7 protein-coding genes are annotated in these 19,016 nt (G+C 73.2%); 1 reads left to right on the top strand and 6 read right to left on the bottom strand.

Annotation, left to right across the window (positions count from 1 at the left end):
- Window positions 1-20: 20 nt before the first annotated feature.
- The 4 genes from ACZ63J_RS38975 to ACZ63J_RS38960 all read right to left on the bottom strand — a co-directional run bounded on the left by ACZ63J_RS38975 (window position 21) and on the right by ACZ63J_RS38960 (window position 14,533).
- Window positions 21-491, bottom strand: coding sequence for an SMI1/KNR4 family protein (locus tag ACZ63J_RS38975; protein ID WP_465407682.1), 471 nt, complete (start codon window positions 489-491; stop codon window positions 21-23).
- Window positions 475-9,363 carry an RHS repeat-associated core domain-containing protein gene (locus tag ACZ63J_RS38970; protein ID WP_465407680.1) on the bottom strand — a complete coding sequence of 2,963 codons (8,889 nt, stop codon included), beginning with the start codon at window positions 9,361-9,363 and terminating at the stop codon, window positions 475-477. Before ACZ63J_RS38970 ends, ACZ63J_RS38975 begins: the two co-directional genes overlap by 17 nt.
- A gap of 390 nt (window positions 9,364-9,753) precedes the next feature.
- Window positions 9,754-13,389 (bottom strand): nSTAND1 domain-containing NTPase, encoded by a 3,636-nt coding sequence (locus ACZ63J_RS38965; RefSeq protein WP_465407678.1) that lies wholly within the window; start codon window positions 13,387-13,389, stop codon window positions 9,754-9,756.
- Between the two features lie 145 nt (window positions 13,390-13,534).
- Window positions 13,535-14,533, bottom strand: coding sequence for a hypothetical protein (locus tag ACZ63J_RS38960; RefSeq protein ID WP_465407676.1), 999 nt, complete (start codon window positions 14,531-14,533; stop codon window positions 13,535-13,537).
- A gap of 274 nt (window positions 14,534-14,807) precedes the next feature.
- Here ACZ63J_RS38960 and ACZ63J_RS38955 point away from each other — a divergent pair, with 274 nt between their 5' ends.
- Window positions 14,808-15,782: an ArsR/SmtB family transcription factor gene (locus tag ACZ63J_RS38955; protein ID WP_465407675.1), complete on the top strand. Its 975-nt coding sequence runs from the start codon at window positions 14,808-14,810 to the stop codon at window positions 15,780-15,782.
- A 323-nt stretch (window positions 15,783-16,105) separates the two neighbouring features.
- Here ACZ63J_RS38955 and ACZ63J_RS38950 read toward each other — a convergent pair whose 3' ends face one another.
- Together ACZ63J_RS38950 and ACZ63J_RS38945 are read right to left on the bottom strand one after the other, a co-directional pair.
- Complete coding sequence (locus ACZ63J_RS38950; RefSeq protein ID WP_465407673.1) at window positions 16,106-17,131, bottom strand: hypothetical protein; 1,026 nt, start codon at window positions 17,129-17,131, stop codon at window positions 16,106-16,108.
- Between the two features lie 24 nt (window positions 17,132-17,155).
- A complete protein-coding gene (locus ACZ63J_RS38945; RefSeq protein ID WP_465407672.1) occupies window positions 17,156-18,958 on the bottom strand; it encodes a YncE family protein in 1,803 nt (600 codons plus the stop codon).
- Between the last annotated feature and the right edge of the window lie 58 nt (window positions 18,959-19,016).

Below are 19,016 nucleotides of genomic sequence, written 5' to 3'. Positions count from 1 at the left end.
ATTTCTTCGTGCGAAACCGGTCAGGAGAGGAAGTCGACGAGGGGTTTGCCGTGACTGGGTAGCAGCATCCTGTGACGCAGCCGGCCGGTCAGCCACGCCGTGAGGAAACCCGCAAACCCCAACGGGAACGTGGCCTCCTCGATCCCGTCGATGACGACGACCGACCACGAGCCGGGCTCGCCCCCGGTGCGCCAGAAGTACTCGAAGCCGTCTTCGTCGACGCCCCAGGCGAGCAGCCCGGCCGGGCGGTCCGCCCCACGGGCCACCAGCACCCGGTCCTGCAGCGCGACCAGGTTGGTGCCGGGTTCGGCCGACGCCGGGTGGGCCAACAGCAGCCGCCGGTCCAGCTCGGTGGCCGGGTACCGGCCGGCCCACTCCCGGTAGTCGGCGGGCAGCACGGTGCCGAGCGCGCGCTCGGTCGCCTCCCAGTCCACCGGCGGCGGGACGAGTGCCGGGCCGAGCAGCCCGGCCAGCTCAGCAACCGTATCCATTGTGTACTGCTCCGGCCTTGTCGTTTTCGATGAGGATGGCGATGCAGAACCCGGGCCCGACCTCCTCGCGCAGGTTGATGGCCACCGGTTTCCCGCCGGCGTCGCCGTAGATCGGAATCACCTGGTAGTCCACAACCTGCCGCTGCACGTAGACGTCGCGGGCGACCATGTTCTCGAAGGACTTCATCGTCGAGTTGTTCACACTCGCGTGGTACAGCGTCACGACATTGTTCGGGTGCTGGGTGCCACCGAGTTCGCGGCTGAGCAGGTGCCCCCGTGCGTAGCGGTAGGTGTTGCCGTCCAGGGGATTGCTCGAGGGCCACCCCGGCGGGTCGAACGTCCAGTCCAGGCGCGGCGCCGGCGTGGTCTGGCCCGGGCACAGGTGCGCGTCCACACCGGTGGCCCGGCCCGCCGGGTCGAGATCGCCGTACACGACGTCCTGCCGGCAGCCGTCCTCGTCCTCTTCGTCCTGCCCGGGCGGCACCGGGTTGGCGGCCCGCGACCGCCACCACTGTTCGTAGTCCTGGACCTGCTCGGCCGCCGCGGCGGCCAGGTCCTCCGACGGGTCGGCGAACGTGCGATCGGTGATCTTGTTGGTGATGCCGGGGCCCGGATCGAAGATCTGCGTCTGCGCGTTCTCCGCGTCCGTCTTCGGCGGCCGCGGGTCCGTGGTGGACCCCGGCGTCGGGCGGGCGATGATCCGCTGCAGATCCACCAGCCAGTGCGGTGGCGGTGGCGGAGGCGGCGGCATCGGCGGCGCGGGCCGCGGCCCGTTCGGCGGGCCACCCGGGCTGTCGGGCCCCTTGCCAGGACGGCAGCCGCCGACGAAGTACTTGCAGTTGCCCTTGGGGATCCCGGGGTCTTCCGCGGAGCCGCCGCCGTGCAGGAAGCTCCAGTTCGCCTTCCGGCCGCCGATGAGCGGGGCGGGCATGGGTTGGAAGGTGCCCTGGTTCTGTTCGAGCTCCTCCTCGATCTCACAGGCCACGAACGTCCCGACACCCATGCCGATGCCGCCCGGGATACCGCCGCCTGCCGGGTCGATGGCCTCGCCGATGACGAAACCGGTTCTGACGTCCCTGGCCCCTCGCAGGAGGCACCCGGTGGTGCTGTGGCCGGTCGGGTCGTTGCGGCTCGCCGGGTCGGCGTCGGCGTAGGCGTACTTGTTCGCCGCCCACGACGGCGCTGCCGGGACGTCCACGCTGTCGCGGGCGGCGAACCGGCCGTCCGCCGGCGAGTACCAGCGCGCGGCCATGTCGACCTGCCCGGTGTCCGGGTCGGTCCAGTCGCCCTGGTAGCCGAGCGCGGACTTCTCGCCGTTCGTCGCGGTGACCGCGCCGAACGGGTCGTAGGTCGTCTGCCCGTCGACGACCGCGCCGAGGTATCGGGCGACGACGTCGCCGTGCCGGTCGGCGAACAACGCCTTGCCCGGAGCCGTGGAGTCCATTGCCTTGTCCGAAAGCGGGGTCCCGTCCGGCAGCCGGTCCACGACCCGGCCACCGCCGCTGACCAGTTCACCTGACAACCCGTCGTAGGAGTAGGCGGAGTTGTTGCGCGCGACCATCCGGTCGAAGCTGTCGTAGCCGTAGCTCGCCTGGCCGTGGCCGACCTGGCGGTCGAAGGCGTCCGAGGTCGCCGTCGTGGTCCGGCCGCCCGCGGTCGTCGAGGATTCCGTGCCCCGGGCGGTATAGGTGTGCGTCGAGCCACCGCCGGAGAGCAGCCGGTTGCGCTCGTCGTAGGTGAACGTCTGCGCTCCCGCGCTGGTGCGGTTGCCCGCGTCGTCCCAGCCGTACGTCGTGACGGCGCCCGACGGGGCGGTCCAGCCGGACAGCCGTCCGGCCCCGTCGTAGGCATAGGCGTTCACCGCCGACGTGGTGCCGGCGACGTCGGTGCGGCTGCTCAGGTGGTCGTCGAGGTCATAGCCATAGGTCCGGCCGAACTTGGTCGTCGCGGGCACCCCGGGTTCGGGCACCACGGTAATCCGGTCCGAGGCCACCCGTCCCAGGTCGTCGTAGCCGATGGTGCGCCGGGTGTACTGGCCGGTGTGGTCGTCGGAGACCGCGCCGACCCGGCCCGCGGCGTCGTAGCCGTAGGTCAGCACCCGCCCGGTCACCGGATCATCCACAGTGGACAATCGACCGGCGGTGTCGTAGGTGAAACCGGTGGCACCCGCCGCGTCGGTGCGGGCGGTCAGCTCGTTGTCGCCGTTGTAGGTGTAACTGCCCGCGGTCGCCGGCCCGGTGTAGGAGAGCAGGTTGCCGCGGTCGTCGTAGTGGTAGGTGGTCTCGCCCTGCGGCCCGCTTTCCGAGCTGGGCCGCCCGTCCGCGTCGTAGCCGAGTTTGCGGTCCGCGGTGGCCGTCTCGGCGCCCGTTCCGGTCTCGAGGGCCAGCCTGCCCTGCGCGTCGAACGTGCGGGTGCGCACGATCCCGCCCGGCTCGGTCGCCGTGACGGCCTGGCCCGCCGCGTCGTAGGTGGTGGTCCAGGTGCGCCCGGCGAGATCCGGGTGAGCGGTGGTGGCCGGCTCGACCGTCGACTCCGGCAAGCCCCACGGGTTGCTCGTGTAGTCGGTGGCGTGCCCGTCGCCGTCCACGGCGTGGGAAAGGTTGTCGAGTGCGTCGTATCCCGACGAGGTGGTGATCGAGTGCTTGTCGTCGACTCGCTCGGTCCGGGTCACCGGGCGGTTCAGCGCGTCGTAGCCGATCGTGGTGTGCCGGCCCTCGGCGCTGGTCGTGTCGGTGACGTTGCCGTCGCCGTCCGGGACGAAGGTGCTGGTGCGCAGCGTCTTCCCGTTCGCCGACTGGCTCAGCGCGACGCTCCGGCCGGCCCGGTCGTACCCGGTGGTCGTGGTCAGCCCGCCCGGGTCGGTGGTGGACAGCAACCGTCCGGCGTCGTCGTGGGTGTAGGTCGTGGTGCGCAGCGTCGGGTCGGTGACCCGCACCGGCTCGCCCGCGGCGTCGAACTCGGTGCTGGTGACCTCGCCCATCGGCGTGGTCACGGTGCGGGCGTTGCCCGCGTCGTCGTAGGTGGTGCCGGCCGTGTAGTAGAGCGTGCCGCCCGGCGAGCGGTCCACCTGTGTGGCGGTGATCTGCCGGCCCAACTGGTCGTAGGTGTACTCCTGGCGCGCGCCGCCCGGGGTGGTGACGCTGGTCGTCTCCCCCATCCGGTCGTAGCCGCGGGTGGTGGTGCTCGGTGCGTCGCCGACCGGCGGTGCGGTGATCGTGAGCGGCCTGCCGAAGGGGTCGTAGGTGGTGACCGTCTGCCGGTTCAGCGGGTCGGTGACGCGAATGGCGTTGCCCGCCTTGTCGTAGTCGGTGGTGGTGGTCGCCACGATCGGAGCGCCACCACCGGGCGGGGTGTAGGGCGGGAGCGTGCTCGTGACCGCTTCGCCGAGGTCGTCGCGGCCGGTCGCGGTGACCCCGCCGGCCGGATCTCTCGTCTGGGTCACTTCGCCGAAGGCGTTGCGGCCCAGCGTGATCAGGCCCTGGAAGCCCGGTGTTGCCTTGCCGCCCGCCCACAGGGTGACCGCGGGCCGGGTAGTGCTCGAAAGGGCGCCGGTGGCGTCGTAGGTGTAGCCCGTCACCAGCTGCCGCCGGTCGGTCTGGTGCCGCGGCAGGCCGCGCTCGTCGAGGTCGTAGCTTTCCTCCACGGTCGAGTTCGCGGTGGCCTGGTCGGTCTGCCGGACCACCCGCCCCGCGGTGTCGTAGCCGTAGGTGGTCGACGCCGGCTGGTCGGGCGCCGCGGATCCGCTGCGCCGCACCGTGGTCACTTGTCCGTCCGGTTCGCGCGTGTAGGCGGTGGTCCGGTCGAGTCCGTCCGGGTCGAAGGTGACCAGCTGCGGGAGGCCAGCCGGGTCGTAGGTGGTCGTGGTGCGCGCGCCGCCCGCGGCGGTCTCGGCCGTGGGGTGCCCGGCCGGGTCGTAGTCGATCTCGTCGGTTGTGACGTCGTGTGCCGGGACGCTGGGTCCTTGTACGTCCTTCACGGTCGTGCGCTGCGGCAGGCCGTCGTCCCAGTAGCCGTACTCGGTCTTGCGGCCCATGGCGTCGACGCGGGTGGTCAGCCGCCCGGCCGGGCTGTACCCGCGCTGTTCGGTGACCAGGGACGTCGCGTGCGAGTCCTGCGGGTCGACGCCGGCGCCGGCGACCGCGGTGGTCAGCAGCCGCCCCTGTCCGTCGGCGAGGCTGGTCCAGACGAACCCGCGGGCGTCGGTGGTGAACGTGGTGAGGGCGTTGTCCGAGTAGGTGTACTTGACCACGCCCTGGCCGGCGTCGGTGCGGCTCGCCAGCCGGTCGTGGGCGTCGTAGGTCATCGTGGTGAGGCGCGGGCGGTCGCCGCCGGAACTCAGCGGGAGGGTGTCCGACAGGGTGGTGCTGGTGACGTTGCCGTTGCCGTCGTAGCCGTAGGTCGTGACCTGGGCGTGGGTTTTGCCGGTGACGGGGTTGGTCACCGCCGGGCCGGTGCTGGTGGCCGGCTGCGAACGCGCGGTGTAGGTGAAGGTGGTCGTGCCGAAGGCGACGCCGCTCGCGTTGAGCGTGGTCGTCGTCAGCGTCCGGCCGAGCGGATCGTAGGTCTGGCGGGTGCGCAGCCCGGCCGGATCGTCGGTCTCGGCGAGGTCGCCGTTGCGGTAGTACTGGTAGGTCGTGACGGCGTCCGGGCGGGGTCCGGTGCGCCGCAGCGGGAGCCCGGCGGGGACGGTGCCGCCGCCGACCGCGGCCTCGGTGCCCAGCGTGTAGGACTCCGTCGTGACCGGGGCGGTGGCTTGCCCGGCGGGCACCGGCCCGGTGCTCCCGGTGGACCGCCCCGCGCTGTCGTAGGTGTAGGTCGTGCGGAAGGTCGCGTCGTCCGGCCCGGAGGAACGCGCGTCGGCGGCCGAGGCGAGCTTGTCCCCGCGCGGGTCCAGCGCGTCCGGTGGCGTCAGGTAGGTGTAGTAGCTGGTGTCAGCGGTCTTGCAGGCAGCCGGGTTCATCGGGTCCCGCTGCCGGCAGCTGGTCTTGCTCAGCACGTTGCCGTGCGTGTCGGTGGTCTGCTCGAAGCGGTCGCCGTCCTCGTCCACGGTGGCCGAGACGAACCCGGCGGCGTTGTATTCGAAGCGCTGCGGGTGGTCTTTGCCGTGTGCGCGGGAAGTCAGCCGGCCGCCCGCGTCCGCGTCGAAGGTGTAGGTCCAGTCGCCGTAGCCGGACGGGCCGTGCAGCTGGGCGGTGCGCACGGCGTTGCTCCAGCGCGGGTGCGCCGGGTCGGTCGTGTCCTGGGTGGCGTCGGTCGTCAGCGGGTCGAGCGTCCATGCCAGCCCGTTGTGGTCGACCAGTCCGGTCACGCGTTCGGTGAGGTCGTCGTAGGTGAGCGTGGCGTGCTTGCGGCCGTCCTGCGGTTCGGTGACCGACGTGAGCTCGCTGGCCGGCGTCATGCCGGCGGCGTGGTGCTCGGCGACGGCCAGCGCGCCGAGGGTGTGCGCGTAGATCGCGGCTTCGTCGACGCTGCCGCCGGCGAGGTAGAAGTCGCCGTCGTTCGTGCTCGGGAAACCGTGCGCCCAGCCGGCTCCGAGCACGGCCGCGCCGAGCTGCTTCTGGTCGATCAGGCCGTCGATGCCGCCGACGGCGTCGCCGTCGAGGTACAGCGTCTGCGAGCCGACGGCGGCGGACAGCACGGCGTGGTGCCAGATACCGTCGTTGACCGCTGCCGGGCTGACGATCTGCTTGTCACCGCCGGCCTGCTGGACCGGGTAGCCGCCGTAGAGCCGGCCGTCGGTGCCGACGTAGAGCACCGGGGTGGCTGACAGCGTCTTGTCCGTCACCCCCGCACCGGGCGCGAAGTCCTTGTTCTGCAGGGCGAGCAGCGTGCCGCTGCCCGTGGTGCGGAACCACAGTTCGGCCGAAGGCGACATAGTCGCGGTCGTCAGCCCGCCGGGCAGCGTGATGTACCCGGTTCCGTCGAAGGCCGCGGCACCGTCGCTCGTTCCGTGCAGCGGACCGGGGTGCGCGCCGGTGAACACTCCGTGCGGCGTCGCGGCCTCGCCGCCCGGGTGGCGGGCGACGGCGCTGACGAGCGCGGTGGCGTTCGGCTGCTCGTCGAACCGCCAGTACGCCACGGGGTTGTCGTCGGTGACCGAGCTGCGGTAGTGCGACCCGGCGGTGTAGCCGTAGGTCGTGCAGTTCGGCGCCGGGCCGGGTGCGCAAGCCGACGTCAGCCGGTCACCGTCGTAGCCGTAGGTCCAGGTCGGCGCCGGCTGTCCCGGCCCGGGCGCCGGTTCGGCCACGGCCGTGACGTGCTCGCCGGTCCAGGTCAGGGTCAGTTCGCGGTACGGGCCGGTCGGGGTGAGCGCGTTGGTGATCGTGCCGACGTGGTGATCGCCGCCGGACAGGTAGCCCAGCACCTGCCGGAGCCCGGCCGGGTCGACGATCGCCGACAGCCGCAGCGCCCCGTCGAACAGCCACCGGGTACCGGAGTTGTCCCGCAGGGTGAACGAGGTCGTGCCGTCGTTGGTGTGCACGAGCTGGGTGCTCTCCCCCGCCGGGGAGGCGTAGGTGTCGTTGGGGTTGCGGCCGAACCGCAACTGCCGTCCGCTGGGGTAGGTGAGCACCCTGCCGCCGGCGCCGTCGTCCTCGAGCTTCATGTCCACCCGGGACGCCCAGCCGAGGCCGAACGCCGTGTCCTGCCGGGGATCCAGACTGTTGTACGTGCGGCCGATGGTCAGGTCCGGGCCCGCGCTGGGCAGGGACGCGTCGGTCTCGTCGGTGGCGTAGTTGCCGATCTGCGGGTCGATGCCGGGTGCCTCGGTCGTGGCGGGACTGCCCGCCAGGTGCGAGGTGATCTCCGGTTGCGGCACGCGGGTGGCGAAGCGCATCGCGTGTGGCGAATCGGCGATGATCACGCACTTCGGGTTCGCCGGGTCCGGCTCCGGCTGGTAGTCGGGGCCGACCCAGCACGGCGTCCGCTTCACCGTGTCGTCGACCTTGACGCCCCAGTAGTACGTCTTGCTCCAGTAGAGGCTCGACGGTCTCGGCGCCCAGGAGGGCCCGCCCCAGCCGGACTCCTGGCAGGCGAAGGTCTGGCTGTCCACAAGGGACGGGTTGTCGCACAGGCGGAACAGGTACTTCAGCCCCTTGCCGGGCCAGTCGTCGTAGTCGACGCCCTGGGCGTAGAGGGTCGGCGTGAGCGTCTCGACCGCCGACCCGCTCGCGGGCTGCTGGTAGTTGCTGCTCGGTGCGACGTCGCCCACGTCGAGGTCGGCCTTGCCGACGGGCACGCCGTCCCCGACGGAAAAGTCGCCGTCCGGGCCCCACATCGTGAGGTCGAGCTCGTAGCGGCCGGGCGTGAGGGCCGGGATCGGCACGTTCTGGAGCACCGTCGAGCCGCCCGGTGGGACGACGGCCGGCAGCGCGATGTCGTTGCGGGACGCCACGACCGTGCCGTTCTGCAAGATCGTGTAGCCGAAGTGGGTGCTGCCGTCGAACGGCTTGGCACCACGGTTGACGACCTGCACGGTCATCGAGCCGGCGTCCTTGGCGTTCGGCAGCGTCAGGCTCTGCACCGTGTATGCAGCGCCGTAGTCGGCGTAGCGAACGTCCAGGAACGGGCGCTGGTCGGGGTTCGTCACCGGGTTGCTCGCGGACTCGAACTCGTAGCCGTAACCGCCCGCTTCGTCGGCCGCGCGCACGCTGATGCCGTTGGCGAGCGCCTGGCCGTGGGTCCAGTCGGTGAGCGCGTCGGCGTCGAGCTTGATCTGGCCGAAGGTCGGAGTCGGGCAGCCGTGACCGCACCCCGGGAAGGATCCACTGCCCAGCAGCCTGCCCACGGCGGCGCCGGGCCACGCGATGCCGGTGCCGGACCACGGCTGGGCGACCTCGTAGACGTTCAGCGGGTGGCTGTTCCGGTCGGTGGCATCGATGTTCTTGAGGTTGAGCGTGCCGCCGATGACGTACTTCCCCGCCAGCACGCCGGCGGCGCCCTTGAGCGGCAGGTACGAGCGGGTGAGCCCGGTCAGGCCCGAGGACACCCCGTCGACCTTGCCTGCGTAGATGCCGGGCGCACCGGAGTGGTTGCCCGGGGAGGTGGCGGCGACGTAGGTGTCTTCGGCATCGACGGCGGGCTGCGCGGCCGGGTCGACGACGACCGGGTACACCCGGGCCGGGTCGTGCACCCAGGCCGGATCGGCGTCCATCCGCAGGGTCCAGACGCCGGGACCGCGCGGCTCGAGCCCGAAATGGACTCCGGCGGACCGGGCCGGGGTCGCCGCGGAGTCCCACATCGTGCCCGCCGGGAGCAGGCCGGTCACCCTTCCCGCCGGGTCGGTGAGCTCCACCGAGCCGGCCGCGGTCAGGCGGGGAGTGAGGCCGGTGAGCCGGAGGGTGTAGGTGTAGGACGCGGGTGCGGCGGGACCCGCGAGCACGAGCTGCTCGTCCAAGCCGGTCGCGCTGGCACGGAGGCGAAGGCCGACGCCGGGCAGGACGCCGTCGTAGCTCACTTGCCCGCCCTCGGCGCGCCCGCGGACGGCGGCGGCGCCGTCCAGCCCGTAGGCGAGCACGCGGCCGGGGGCGTAGGTCAGGCGGGCGAGGGCCGGGTCGTCGGCGGTGGCCGCGAAGTCGACGTCGGCGCCGGGGGTGCGCGGCCGCAGCCGGGAGCCGGCGGCGACGAGGGTGGGGTCGATCGGGTGCCAGGCGCCGTCCGCGCCGCGGACGTTGCTCGGTCCGGTGTGGATCCGCAGCGTTCGGCTGCCATCGGGGTTGCGGAAGGTCTCGGTGGTCGCCGTGCGCTCCTGCGGCAGCTCGGCCACCTTCGGATCGAGGGCGGGACCGTCGAACCGCTGGGAGACCGCCGGGGTGGCACGTGCCGGCCCCGACGGCTGGACGCGGACCGGCAGCACGGCGGCGGCGTCGGGCACGGCACCCGGCGGCCGGGGCCGGCTCCGCGGTGCGGCGTCGAGCGCCCCGCGTGGATCGCCGGTGCCGAGCGGTCCACCGGCGGACCCGCTTTGCTGCACCGGCCCGTCGGCCGAGGCGCCGGCGGGCAGCGGCCCGCCTCGTGGCGGAACCGAGCCGGGGAAGGTCACCGCGGCGACCAGGAGAAGGACCAAGCAGACCCGGCCCGCGTGCTTCCACGCGGCACGTCTCGCTCCGAACACCGCTGCCCCCTAAGCGAATGCGCGCGCCGGTCCCCCGGACAGGGGACCGGCGCGGCCGACGCTAACGGGTGCGGCGGCGCTCTCCCAAGCCTTTCTACCCACGTCGAAAGGCCGTCGGAGCATTTCGTCCTTTATGGACAGAGGTGGGTGTCAGCAGAGCGTGCGGTAGGGCGCGGCGCCGACGTACTGGTCCCACTCCTGGGCTGACAAGGCCGGCCCGGAGAGCTCGCAGATCCGGGCGGCGGCCTCGGCCGGGCGGGTCTGCCAGAACCGCACGGAGCGGTCGGCGCTGCCGGTGGCCAGCCATCCCCCGCCGGGATCGAAGGCGAGTGCGCCGACGGTGTCGGTGTCACCGGTGAACGTCGCCGTGGGTGTCGGGTGCCGGGGATCGGCGAGGTCCCACAACCGCGCGGTGTGGTCCTCGGCGACGGTCGCGAGCTGGTGGCCGTCCGGGCTGAAGGCGGCCTTCTGCACGGAACCGGCCTGGGTCAGGATGGAGAAGTAGGCCGGCTCCCGACCGGTGAGGTCCCACACCCGGGCGGTGTGGTCGTCCCCGCCGGTCGCCAGCATCCGCCCGTCGGGCGAGAAGGCCACGGTGTTGACCGCGTTGGCCTGCCAGGACAGCTTCTCTCCCTGGCCGGGGTGGGCCGGGTCGCGCACGTCCCACAGCCGGACGGCGTAGTCGTCGCCCCCGCTGGCGAGCGTCCGCCCGTCCGGGGAGAACGCGAGCCCCCGCACGGTGTTCCCGTGTCCGGTCAGCCGGCTCAGCAACACCGGCGCCCGCGGGTCGGCGATCGACCAGAGGGTGATCACCCGGCTGTCGCCGCCGACGGCGAGCACGTGTGCCGCCGGATCCAGCGCGAGCGCCTCGAGCTGGGTGTCGCCGGGCTTGAAGGTCGCCAGCGGCGCCGGTCCGGCCGCGTTCCAGAGCCGGACGGTCCCGTCCTCCCCCGCGGTGGCGAGCAGAGCTCCGTCGCGGCTGAACTCGATCGCGCGGACCGGCTGGTCACCCGCGCGGAGCCGGGTGAACGTGTCGCCGGAACGCAGCTCCACCGTCCCGTCCTCCTCGCCCATCGCCAGGGTGTCGGTGCCCGGGCGGTACGCGAGGGAGTCGATTCCGGCAGCGCGGGAGAACATCCGCGCCGGCAGGCGCCAGAGCCAGAGGTTGCCCGTGTCGTCGCCGGTGACCAGCAGGCGCCCGCCGTCGGCGAACGCGGCGCCGCGTGCGGGTCCGGGCTGGTGCAGCGTGGTGATCGCGGTGCCGTCGGTGTTCCACAGCCGCACGGTCTGGTCGTCGCCGACCGCGGCGATGCTCCGGCTGTCCGCGCTGAACGTGAAATGGTGCACGGTGGCCGTGTGCTGGTCGAGCGGACCGACGCGGATCAGCCGTGCCGGGCCGTCCGGTGCCCACAGGTCAGCGGTGAGGTCGTCGCTGCCGATGACGGCGTGGCCGTCCGGGGCGAACGCGACCGACCGGACCGCCGCACGCTTGCGATCCAGGACCACCCCGGTGCGGGCCGGACCGGTCAGGTCCCACAGCCGGGCGGTGAAGTCCTCCGCGCCGCTGAGCAGCAGCCGCGCGTGCGGCGCGAAGGCGAGGCTGACCACCTTGCCGGTGTGCCCGGCCAGCGTTCCGAGCGCGGCCGGCTTCGCCGGGTCGGTGGTGTCCCACAGCGCGATACCGCCGTCGGCGAGGCCCAGGGCCAGCAGTTTCCCGCCGTCACCGAACGCGGCGGCTTCGACCGGCGGTCCGTGCGGAACCTCGCCCACGGGTACCGGGTTCGGACCCAGCCGCCACAGCCGGGTGCTGCCGGCCTCCCCGGTGGTCGCCAGCAGGGAACCGGCGAGGGCGAACGTCGCGGTCATGGCCGGCCCCGGAATGATCGCGACCGGGGCCAGCGCGTCCGCCGGGGTCACCGACCAGATCCGGACCGTGCCTTCGTCACCGGAGGTGACAACGGTACGTCCGTCGGGGGTCGCGTCGATCCGGGTGAGGGTGTACCGGTGGGCGGCCGGCTGCTGCCGGACCGGGGTGGAACCGGAGGACGCGAGCACGGCGCTGCGCGCTTCCGGGGTGTCGGCGATCCGGTAGGCGGCCAGGCTCAGCCGCGTCGCGAGTGCCGGGTCGGTGGGACGCAGGTCGTTCGCCTCCCCGGCGACCGCCCGGGAGATCGCGAGGTCGCGCTGGCGGGTCGCGGCGCCGCTCTGCTCGACGGCGACGACCGTGGCGATGACCGCGAGCAAGCTCATCGCCGTGAGCCCGGCGACCAGCCGCCGCAGCCGCCGGGTCCGCCGCCGGGCGGCCATCCGGCCGGCGGCCTCCTGGGCGCGCGCGGCGGCCAGGAAGGCGCGCTCCACTTCGCCGAGCCGGCCGCGGTGCCCGGCGGCCCAGCCCGACGCGAGCTCCAGCCGAGGTCCGCGGTAGAGCAGGCTCGGGTCGCGCAGTTCGCGGTCCCACGCTTCGGCGGCCTCCCGCAGCTGCTGGTGCAGCCGCAGTCCCGACCGGTCGGACTCGATCCAGTCGTGCAGCCGCGGCCACGCGTGCAGCAAGGCTTCGTGCGCGATGGTCACCGTCTCCGCGTCGACGGTGAGCAGGCGGGCGGCGGCGAGCGCCTCCACGGCGGTCTGGACCTCGTCCGGGTCGGGTAGCTGCCGGCGCAGCATCGCCCGGTCGGCCGGACGGCGTGCGTCCTGCTCCTGATCACCGACGCGCACCAGGTGCAGCAGCAACGCGCGCGCCGCGTCCCCGGCTTCTCTGGGCAGCGCCGCGTAGGCGCGTTCCGCCGTCTCGGCGACCGCGTTGCCGATGCCGCCGGTCCGGCGGTAACCCGCCACGGTCAGGGTGGCGCCCTCGCGTTCCTGCCAGGTGGTCAGCAAGGCGTGCGAGAGCAGCGGCAGCGCACCTCGCCCGACCTCGGCGAGCAGCACGTCGACGAGACCCGGTTCCAGTGTCAGCCCGGCCAGCTCGGCCGGCCGCGAGATCGCGGCCCGCAGCTGCGCCCCGGTCATCGGGCCGACCGTGACCTGGTTGGTGCGCAACGCTTCGAGCAGATCCGGGTGGTTCAGGCAGCGGTCGTAGAAGTCCGCGCGGATGGCCAGTACGACGAGTGCCCGGCCGGTCGCCGCGATCCCGCCGAGCACGCGGACGAACGCGGCTCGCTCGGCCTCGTCCGCGCACAGCGTGAACAGCTCTTCGAACTGATCGACGACGACCACGATCCGTTCGGCCGCGGTGGCGGGCACGAGTCCGGCGCGGCGGGCGAGCTCGGCGCCCGGGTCCGCCGTCGGGGTCATGGTCAGCACCGGCCAGCCCGCCGAGCCGGGCAGGGCGTCCCGGGCGAGCGCGGGCAGCAGCGCCGCGTGCACCAGTGATGACTTGCCGACGCCCGAAGGCCCGACCAGGACGACCGGGCGGCCGTTGCCGAGCGCGCCGGCGGCCGTCCGCAGGATCTCCTCGGTCGTCTCCTCCCGGCCGAAGAACCACCGGGCATCGGTCTCCTCGAACGCGGCCAGCCCGCGGTACGGGCAGACGTCGGCGACCACCGGGGGCTGTCCGGCGGCCAGGACCCGGACGAGGTGCCCGCCGGCGTCCAGGACGTCGTCGAGGCGCCGGGCCAGCTCGGCCGACGCCCGCTTCGCTCCCGTCTCGATCTTGCTCAGGTAGCCCTTGCTGTAGTGCGTGACCTCCGCCAGCCTCGCCAGCGACAGGCCCCGCGTCGTGCGGATCCGGCGCAGTTCACGCCCGAACGACGCCCGGGCGGAGGTCCGAAAGTCCTGCTCAGCCACAGTTGCCCGGATCCCACCCTCGCCGTCGGCGACCGCCTCTTCACCGCCGGCCCCGTCCCGGCGAGGCCACCGTCCTCGGTGGCCTCGCCCAGGCTAGCGGAGCTGCGGAGCCGGGTGGGAAAGTCACCGGCGGGGACCGCCGGCGTCAGAAACCCGCTGCGGAGTAGTGGCCGAAATCCACCGGCGGGGCGACGTCCACGGTCTTGTCGTGACATGCGTCCTGGCGGCTCAGCTGCCACTGGGTCAGGTAGAACACCACCTGGCCGGTGTCCGCGATCGCCCGGGCGATGCCGGCCGCGGCGGTGTCGTCGTCGAAGTACGCCTCGCCGATGATCCAGCCCTGGTGGTAACCGTGGCTCGCCAGTTCCGCGTGCGCGTCGACGAATTGGCGGTACTCGTCGCCGTTCCAGTCGTCACCGTAGAGGTGGATGTCGAAAAGGTTCGGCACGTCACCGCCGTAGACGTCCGGGATCTGCCGGGCGCGCCCCGCGACCCACACCGTCATCGAGAAGCCCACGGTGTCGCCCTTGCCGTAGGCGGCGGTGTAGTCGGCCCACAAACGGTGCGTGTACTGCAGGAGCAGCGGCTGGTCACTCATCGGCATGCCCTCGTTGAGCAGGTCCAGCCGGTACGGGAGACCGGACCGCGCGACGATGGCGCGGACGTTGCCGATGAGCTGTCGGTTCTCCTGGTACTGCGGCTCGTCCCACGCCGTCCAGCCGTGCGGGTCGGCGGCGCCGATCGGGAAGAACCCCAGCTCGATCTCCTCGAACCCGGCGGCCTTGACCGCGGCCAGCAGGTCGGCCAGGTTCCGGCGGTTCGTGGCGGACAGGTTCCCGCCGCTCGAATCCATCACCGTGCCGGACTCCTGGCCGTGCCGGTGGAACAGGCCCAGCCGCAGCCGCCGCTGCCCGGCGGCGTACATCTGCCTCAGCTGGGCGGCGATCGTGGCCGGGGCCAGGTCGTAGCTCTTGATCACGCCGTACGGCTCCCGGTCGCACCCGCCCTCGTCGTGGTCCAGCCGGTAGAAGTCGTAGTTCGACCCGCCGCGGCCCGTGGTGACGAGCGTGGCCGCGGTCGCGGTGGCGGGTGCCGCGCAGGTTACGAGCAGGGTGCCGAGCAACAGGCAAAGAATGCGCTTCACGGCGTGCAGCGTGCCGGACCGCGGCCCCGCGCCGGTACTCCTTTCAACGGACGTCACAACGGTTGCGGTGCGGGCCGGTCCTGGCAGGCCTCCGGACGGCGACGGCGGAACCACCGCCCGTCCGCTGGCCAGGGGCTGTTTCCCGGGCTCATCGACGAAGAGGCAACCCCCGGGCCCTTCCCATCCGCCGTGGTGCCGCACATGATCGAGCCGCCCGCCGCGCCGGCTACCGACCACGCCCGCCGGCTCCCTCCCGATCTCCCGGAAAGGTGCCATGCTGCGCATCCGCTTCTCCATCGCGGACCTCACCCGCGTGACCTTGGCTCCCCGACCGGATCCGCTGTGGGAAGTCCTGCTGAGCCTGCACGCGCTGCAGGCCGACCGGCCCGACCCGCACCTCGCCCGCTGGCGGGCCGGCGTCGCGACCGGCACCAAGGTCCGGGCGCTCGCCCGGCTGGCCCCGCCTCGCGGCTACTCCCCCGACTTCCTCACCCCCGGCGAAGCCGAGGACGGGCTGACGCCCGGGCTCGAGGCCCTCCGCCGCACACCAGCCCGGCGCCTGGCGGCCGAGCTAGCCCACCTGAGCGGCCGGCAAACGCCGCCGCCGTGGGCCCGCCTGCTGGCAGCCGGCGACCGGCACGAGCTGGCCGACCTCGCCACCGGCCTCGCCGAGTACCACCGCCAGGCGCTGGCCCCGCACCGGCAGCAGATCGAGAAGGTGGTCGACGACGAAGTCGCGGCGCGGACGCGAGTCCTGGTGACGCAGGGCACCGACAGCCTCCTCGGCTCACTGCACCCGGCTCTGACCTGGCGGGACCACGTGCTGGAGCTGGCCGGCGACCACGTGTCCGGCGAGCTCGACCTGCACGGGCGCGGGCTGCGCCTGGTGCCCGCGTACTTCTGCCGGGACGTCCCGACGGTCTTGGCCGACCCCACGCTGCCCCCGGTGCTGGTGTTTCCGGCGATGCGCGCGCCGGAGAAGCCGGCCGCAGGCGAACCGGCGGATCCGGTCGCGCTGGCCGATCTGCTCGGCACCACCCGGGCGACCGCCCTGCGCTCGCTGGCGGGCGGCTGCACGACGACGGAGCTGAGCCGCCGGCTGGGCACCACGGCCTCGGCGGCGAGCTACCACGCGACGATCCTCCGTTCGGCGGGGCTGATCACCACCGAACGAGCGGGGTCCGCGGTGGTGCACCGGCTGACCGCGCTCGGCGCGGACCTGCTCAGCCAGAGGCGCACCAGCAGGTGACGGAGATCGTTCCGCCGGTGTCACGCACGTCGTGGGGGTGTGCGTGACACCGGCGGAACACCAGCCGGACCGCGGTCGGGCATCGCCGAAACCACTGTCCTGCGACGGCTTCCTCCCCGGAGACCGCCTCATGCCCGCCGATCAGGACCAGGCGGTACCACCGGACAGCGCACCACCATGATTACGGCTTCGTCTACGTGACTGGGCCGTGCGCCGCGAGACCGGCGACGCCGACTATCGACCTGTCTACACCGTCTCGATCGAATCGTCCGTGGTGAGCGACCTGCGGATCCGGCTTGCGGCCTACCGGCGAGCGGGCTGAGTCACGCCGCGCTCGGCCATTCCTGACTCGTATAGACCACGGCGTTGTGCAGCAACGACGCAACCCGGCGATCATCGGTGGTCGGGCGCGCGATCACGGCGTAACCGGCGAACGCAGCCTGGTAGGCGGTACTTGCCTCGCTCCTGCGCCCCTGCACGAGCAGGCAGTCCGGCAGCAGGCACCGGCACTGGTCCTGGACCGAGCTCCACGCCATCGCCTCCTGGCGAGTGCGCGCGTCGTCGCGAAAGGCGGGCAGCGCCTCCAGCGCCGCGCGCACCAGCGGCTCGGCGCGCGCGGCCTCGCCGTTCATCAGGTGGAACTCCGCCATCCGATGCCGCATCGCGGCGCCTTCCCACTGCGCGGCGAAGTCCTCGCGCTCGGCCACCTCTTGCGACGCCGCGGCGTAGTAGATCTCGTAGAGGTCCCGGCCGGCTTCGACCTGACCGACGTCCGCGCACCGTTGCGCGGCATCGCGGGCCACCAGCGGCTTGGCGTCGTCGGGCACCGCCGCGACCGCCTCGGCCAGCACGTCGGCGACCTGGTCGGCCATGAACAGCTCGCGATACTTCATGGCCAGCCGCACACTCGCGAACGCGAACCGGGCTCCGTCGGTGTCGGGTCCGGTCCGCACGTCGTGGCGCCGGCGGATGGCCTTCTCCAGCCGCCGCGACTCCCCTTTCGCCGAGTTCCGCGCGATCTCCTTCGACGCCGTCCGCATACGGATCACGGTGTCGCTGCCCGGTCCCTGGTACCGGCAGGCCGCGGCGATCGACTCGCCCCAGCGCTCCAGCCGGAGCCGGGACCCGCTCGCGTTCGCGGCCATCATCTCCAGGTACCCGGCACGCAGCTGCAGCCAGGCGTCGTCACACCGGGCGAGGTCGGTGTCGGCGCGGTCCATCGCGGTGATCACCTCCCGCCAGGTGCCCCGGTCCACCCAGGTGCCCACCAGGCCGGCGGCCCGGCGCGCGGCGTCGCGGGCGTCGGCGTACCCGCGCAGGTCGTCGTCCGAGGTCCGGTTCGACCGCATCGTCTTTCCTTCCAGGCCGGTACGTCACGGTAAGTCGAGCAGCCACAGATCGCCCGAGGCGGTGATCGCGTGATGGCTGTCGGGTGCCGCCGCGATGCGGTACGAGTACGGCATCGTGATCACCCCGGTGCTGCGCCGGGTCGCCGGGTCGACGACGTACAGCAGCGGCAGCGGGTCCATCGCCGGGCTGGACCGGCTGACGATCAGGCGGCGGCCGTCCGGGGTGAGGGCGAGCGCGGTCGCCCCGCCGGCGCCGGGCGGCGGCGGGCCGAGGTCGACCGGCGTGGTCTTCAAGGTGACCGTGTCGATCGTCGTCAACGCGCTGCGCGGGTCGGGCTCGGTCTGGTCGGCCACCCACACCGTGTGCCGCACCGGATCGGCCACCAGATTCCCCGGACCCGCGCCGGTATCCACAGTGGACACGACCGTGCGGCGGGCGGTGTCGACAACCGACACCGTGTTCTCCCCGAAGTTGGCCACATACGCGCGATCGCCGTCGAGGGCGATCCCGTCCGGGTTGACCCCGACCGGGATCGTCGCCGTGACAACGCCTTTCTCCATGTCCACCGCGACCAGAGCGCCGTTGTCGTACTCGCTCGGGCCGGAGATCACGCTCCACGCCGTGCGCCCGTCGGCCGACACCGCGACGTCGAGCGGGGACCCGGCGAGCCGGACCGTCGCGAGCACCCTGGCCGCCACCGGATCGAGGATGGTCAGCGCCCCGGCCGGCGCCTTGTCCGGGCCGGTGCTCGCCACGACGAGGCGGCGGCCGTCCCGGGTGAGGGCCAGCGCCATCGGGCGCGGTGCCACCGGGAGGGTCGCGGTCACCGTCCCGGTGCCCAGGTCGACCACGGCGACGTCGGCGTCGGGGTGATCGGCGGGCCCGGAGTTGCCCACGTACACGCGTTTGCCGTCCGGCGTGACGGCCACTCCCGACGCCCAGTCCACCGGGGCCCCGACCTTCCGCCCGGCCAGCTGCGTCGGCGCCGGCGAGACGGCTTGGGCCGCGGGCAGCGGTTCGACGGGAACATCGGGCCCGGGCGCGAAGGCGAGAGCCGCGAAGAGCCCCACCATGGCCACCGGGACCACGGCGTACGGCCAGCCGCCCGGCTTGATCGGCGCGAGGTGGACGGGCTCGGTGCCCGGCGCGGGGAGCGCCTCGTACAACGCCGTGTCGCGGTGCCGTCGCCGGGCCCGGACGAGGTTGGTTTTCGTGACGGCAAGCCGCCTCGTCGTGACCACGGCCGCCACTTCGACGGCGATCAGCGCGCCGCAGGTCAGGCCGACGACCAGCAGCCGCATGCCCCACGTCGCCGGCCAGGACGCGCCGAGCACGCCGAAGGTCGCGGCCAACGCACTCCCGGTCGCGACGGCGGCGGTGACCGCGCCGGTCAGCTGCCGTTTGGCGCGGCGGCGGTCGTCGCGGGCGTCGTCGAGGTCGTCGAGCTGCCGCTGCCGCTCGCGGGCGCCGTCGGCCTCCCAGTCCGCCAGTTCGTGGTTGCGGTGCAGGCGGATCGCCAGCCGCAGCTGCCGGACGTCCTCCTCGTGGTCCCGCAGCCGGCCGAACAGCACGTCGGCGAGCCCCTGGCCCACAGCGAGCACCACCGCGACCCCCGCACCCGTCCAGAACGGCTGCGCCGCCATGACGGCCGGGTCGGCCAGGCCGGTGATCGCGATCAGGGGAACCGCGGCGGCGAGAGCCCAGCCCGCCAGCCTCCCGGCCCCACGGCGCCGGTTCGAGCGGCCACGGGCACGCTCGTCCTCGACCCGGTCCAGCAGGAACCGCAGCTCACCCTCGCGGTCGACCACGCCGGCCTCCCCTCGCACGACGAATTCCCTCGCCAGTCTCCCCCGCCGCTCCGGGAGGGCTCCCGGCCGAAATCTG

This window comes from Amycolatopsis sp. NPDC104863 (genome assembly GCF_055582965.1).
Note: the sequence above shows the minus strand (reverse complement) of the source record. Positions and strands in the feature narration are given on the sequence as shown.

Coding starts and splice junctions, on each gene's coding strand:
- ACZ63J_RS38975 (WP_465407682.1), bottom strand. CDS start 491: ATGGATACGGTTGCTGAGCTGGCCGGGCTGCTCGGCCCGGCACTCGTC.
- ACZ63J_RS38955 (WP_465407675.1), top strand. CDS start 14,808: ATGCTGCGCATCCGCTTCTCCATCGCGGACCTCACCCGCGTGACCTTG.
- ACZ63J_RS38950 (WP_465407673.1), bottom strand. CDS start 17,131: ATGCGGTCGAACCGGACCTCGGACGACGACCTGCGCGGGTACGCCGAC.